The 3,999-nt window shown below is 47.7% G+C and carries 5 protein-coding genes and 1 pseudogene; 2 read left to right on the top strand and 4 right to left on the bottom strand.

The features are described from left to right. Positions 1-630: pseudogene (locus tag CRP01_RS41510) on the bottom strand (transposase); the annotation flags it as partial. A 143-nt stretch (positions 631-773) separates the two neighbouring features. After that, complete coding sequence (gene ygiD, locus CRP01_RS41505) at positions 774-1,610, bottom strand: 4,5-DOPA-extradiol-dioxygenase (RefSeq protein ID WP_099156007.1); 837 nt, start codon at positions 1,608-1,610, stop codon at positions 774-776. Between the two features lie 270 nt (positions 1,611-1,880). On the opposite strand from ygiD, the gene CRP01_RS41500 reads away from it, so the two are divergent. Beyond that, complete coding sequence (locus CRP01_RS41500; RefSeq protein ID WP_099156006.1) at positions 1,881-2,384, top strand: hypothetical protein; 504 nt, start codon at positions 1,881-1,883, stop codon at positions 2,382-2,384. A gap of 205 nt (positions 2,385-2,589) precedes the next feature. Here CRP01_RS41500 and CRP01_RS41495 read toward each other — a convergent pair whose 3' ends face one another. Continuing rightward, on the bottom strand, positions 2,590-3,063 hold the full coding sequence (locus CRP01_RS41495; RefSeq protein ID WP_099156005.1) for a hypothetical protein: 474 nt from the start codon (positions 3,061-3,063) through the stop codon (positions 2,590-2,592). A 246-nt stretch (positions 3,064-3,309) separates the two neighbouring features. Next, positions 3,310-3,603, bottom strand: a complete 294-nt coding sequence (locus CRP01_RS41490) for a thiamine-binding protein (protein ID WP_170110765.1) — start codon at positions 3,601-3,603, stop codon at positions 3,310-3,312. A gap of 115 nt (positions 3,604-3,718) precedes the next feature. Here CRP01_RS41490 and CRP01_RS41485 point away from each other — a divergent pair. Continuing rightward, the coding region (locus tag CRP01_RS41485; protein WP_143473734.1) for a transposase at positions 3,719-3,999 on the top strand (281 nt) is incomplete at its 3' end.

The following is a 3,999-nucleotide window of genomic DNA, read 5'->3' as shown; positions in this document are numbered from 1 at the left end:
AATGCTGGGGCCATCTTCTTTAAATTTACCCCGGGTGGTCCACCAACTCATCTGGCATACACTGGGCACACTCCCAAGAGCCGACAGCATGACGGCCGTCCACTTAAAACCGGGTACGCAGATCCGGCTTACCGGAGGCCGATAAAAGCCTCTTTTGACTTTGGTCAGCCGTCGACCTTTGCTACTGTATACACTACACAGCCCTTGCAAAAACCAACTCTCAGGCTTCTCTATCCGGGAATCATCCCACAGCATTAACGGCCGCTTACCCTGTTGCTGCAAGGCTTGCACGTTTTGACGGGTACGCTCAAATAAGAACTGATCAACTATCGATGCCGTCCACTTTTTAGACCGTAGTAAATTGCTGATCCGTTTGGTACCGGCCGGAGCATGAGCCGGGCCACAGACATAAGCCCCCAACTCACTCAGGAGTAGCCCCATTTTACTGTGACGAAAAATAAGAATGGAAACGAACAGATCGAAAAAGGTACGCACCAGGCGTTTGTCCAGTTGACGATCCAGTACCTGATCTAGTGGAGATAAATAAGCAGCAATCTGACACAGCAAAAATTGTGATGCTTTTGGTGCACTTTCCTGATTTAACTTATCTTGCAAACGTTCTTTGAACATAGCCCCTTGTGATTTGGTGTGGTCAGATACCCAAATATACAAGGGGCTTTTCCTTTTCCTCCTAAAATAAGCATCCCGAATTTCAGCCTAGGCCAAAATTCGGGATGACTCATGTTTGTTATTTTAACCCTGATGATTCCGCTTTAGGCGGATATACGCAGGGAGGTCATGGTCAGCGAACCACCGACATATTTATCATTGAAGATCTCGACATCATCTTTATTATCCTGCAACCCGAGGGTATACAAGAGCGGATAATAATGATCCGGTGTCGGGATCGCCAACTGAGCGGCCGTACCGAGTGAACGGTAATCGATCAGATCATTGTGCAATTTGTGCCGGATCTTATCTTTAAATACTTCATTGATCTCCTGCGCCCAGTCAAAACCGAAGTTGGGCGTATTCATATTTTGCCAGTCGATGCGTCGCAAATTGTGCACCATATTACCGCTGCCCATAATGAGCACCCCTTTACTGCGCAGGGCATTCAGTTCTCCGGCCAGTTTGTAGTGGTAAGCCGGGGGGCGATTGTAATCGATGCTCAGTTGCAGCACGGGCACATCGGCGTCCGGATACATGTGGCGAACCACCGTCCAGCAACCGTGGTCCAGCCCCCAGTCGTGATCCAGTCCCACATCCGTACTCTGGATCAGCTGGGCCGTCTCCTGAGCGATAGCCGGGCTACCCGGTGCCGGATACTGCACGGCAAATAACTCCTGCGGAAATCCACCGAAATCATGGATCGTTTTGGGCGTATCCATAGCGGTAATGTGAGTACCGCGGGTCAGCCAGTGGGCCGAAATACACAAAACGGCGGCCGGAGTCGGAATTTCCTGTCCCAGCTTTTTCCAGTACTGACTGAATTCGTTGTCCTCGATCCCGTTCATAGGGGAACCGTGCCCGATAAATAGCACGGGCATCTTTTTACCCTGCCGGGGCAAGGCATCCGAAAATTTGCTTAAAGCACCTAATCCTGCCATAGCTGCTAATCCTCCTGTTAGTTTATAGATAAAATCTTTTCTTTTCATGGAAATACATGTATATACATCAATTAACAGCTAAGATAGCAAAAAGATGAGTTCCGCAGTGTTAAATTGTTTTAAATATGGAGATCCTGTAGCAAACGTTCCCCGAAGAATACCCGCAAATTTTTATTTTTAGGCGCGGCCCCAGCGCATCATCTCGCTGGAACCGCAGTTTGTTTCAGATCACGGCACCAGCCGGACAAAACGGATAACAAAATATAGGTAGTGGATCAGGTAATAACATACGAATCCCGGACCCCCGGATTGTGGTTGCGCTTCGGCACGCGCATGATCGCCTTACTGGTCTCCGCCTTTTATGGTTTGAAATTCCTCTTACTGATCTTCGGACTGCCAACGGGCGGTGCCTTCTTTTACCTGATCCTGCTTATAGCCTGGAGCCTGGGGATCCGGCAGCTCTGGCTGGACAATCCGCTCCGCTGGCGGAATAAGGTAACATTTGACTTTCAGCGGGACCTTATTTTTATTCAGCACCGGGAAAACGAGCAGCTCCAAACGGAAGTACTGGATTTCGACGGCCGGAAGATCCCGTTTCGGGATATTGAGTATTATTCCACCCGGAATTACGGCAGCTTTTTATTCAGTTCCTACTTCATGGTGAAGATTTACGTCAGGGGGGAGGAAATTAGGTTGCTTTCTTTTGAGGATCCCAACGATTTTACCCGCGTAGTCCATCTCCTGAAAGACCGGCTGCAACTACCGGTAAAATGAAAATGGGCTTTAGCGGCTTTCCGTACAGTTTTGCTGTAAGAAAAGTGCTAAAGCCCGGAGAGACTGTAATTTCACCTAACTGTGGTCTATCGTATCGAAACTTTTATCGTTGATCTTTGGGTGTGAGTTCCGTCATTGGTTGGACGGATACCTCCGAAGAATTTGTCCTTCTGCCATTCAACGTCTATCGTCTCAACAGTATTTTTTACAAACCGGAAGGCAAAGACATAGTCAGCTGGGTAGGCGTACATCTGGTGTAGCAAACCGTCACATTGTAAGTGGGGTGCGTATAGCAGATGATCTTGGAATCCCAGCCATCGGGGCAACCGAAGTCGTCACCACCTTTTCCGGCAGCTTGTGAGCCCAGGTCGATCCAGCGACCGCTGCGATCCTGTACGGCAAATCCGCCAATTTTCACACGGCTACCGTCTCTTTTGGCAAGCAGGAACAATCTGCGACCGTTGGTTTTATCCGTAGCCAGGTAGTTTCTACCATCCTTGATGTTTTTCAGGTCAAGCGTAGCGATACCGCTGCGGGCATCGTAGCTGGTCATTACTCTGGAGAGTTCGTAATTTCCGGTAGAAGCTTTGATCTTTTCGAAGTTCAGGGAGTACAACTGAGCGAACATTCCGGTTCCGGCGATCATCATGGCCAGGGCTAACAAATAGATCTTTTTCACGTTAAAAACATTTTAGGGTTAAATAGGTTAATTTTGATTTACACCCTGATGTGTTGCCGTGAAATGAGATGTACCCAGATGGGTAGATTTTTTTTATCTTTTTTTTGTAATAATGCTGAAAATACGAGCCTAAAACGCAGACTTAAACCTCTCAAATAATTGATTCCCAATAATTTGAATCCAATCTCATAGAATAGAAAATCTTTTCCCTTTTTTTTATCCTGACCGGAACGACTGCTCAACCGCTTATCTGAACTTCTCGGTCTTCTCCGTCAGTGCCACATCCTTATCCTTTTTCAAATGGACCTGAATGTTCAGGATCAGTTCTTCGGCCCCGGCCTCCAGGGCGGCAGCTTTGGCATCCAGCACGGCCTGCCAGAGTTCGGATAGTTCTCCTTCCATTAAAGTGGCAAAGGGTTGTACTTCGTGTTTGACCCCGGATCGCTGGATCGCGTAAATGGCCTCATCAATGACGGGATAGGCGTCTTGGGTATTGATGGGGACGATCTGGAGGGAGAGGTTGACGTTTTTATTGGGCATGGTTGTGGTGGATGGTGGACGGTCGACGGTCGACGGTTGAGGGTGTGTGCGCGCCTGAAATAGGTTGACAAAAAAACGAGTGTACATACACTCAAAAAACCTTAAATTCAGGCACATGAAAAAGTCAAAGAAAACTCGATCTTACCTTCGGGAACGACGCTACTTCAGCGAAGATTTTCGTCGATCCCGCGTGAAAGAATATGATGAAGGTCAGACCAGTGTCAGCGAAATTTGTCGGGTGTATGGCGTTACCAAATCGGCGGTCTATAAATGGATCAAGAAATATTCGCCTCACTACCAAAGAAGCATTACCAAGGTAGTTGAGGAAAAAAGCGAGACGCAAAAACGCCTGGCTTTAGAGCAAAAAATCAAAGAATTAGAACAATTTATTGGCCG

Origin of the sequence: Flavilitoribacter nigricans DSM 23189 = NBRC 102662, from assembly GCF_002646595.1 — a bacterium.
Classification (GTDB): domain Bacteria; phylum Bacteroidota; class Bacteroidia; order Chitinophagales; family Saprospiraceae; genus Flavilitoribacter; species Flavilitoribacter nigricans.
Note: the sequence above shows the minus strand (reverse complement) of the source record. Positions and strands in the feature narration are given on the sequence as shown.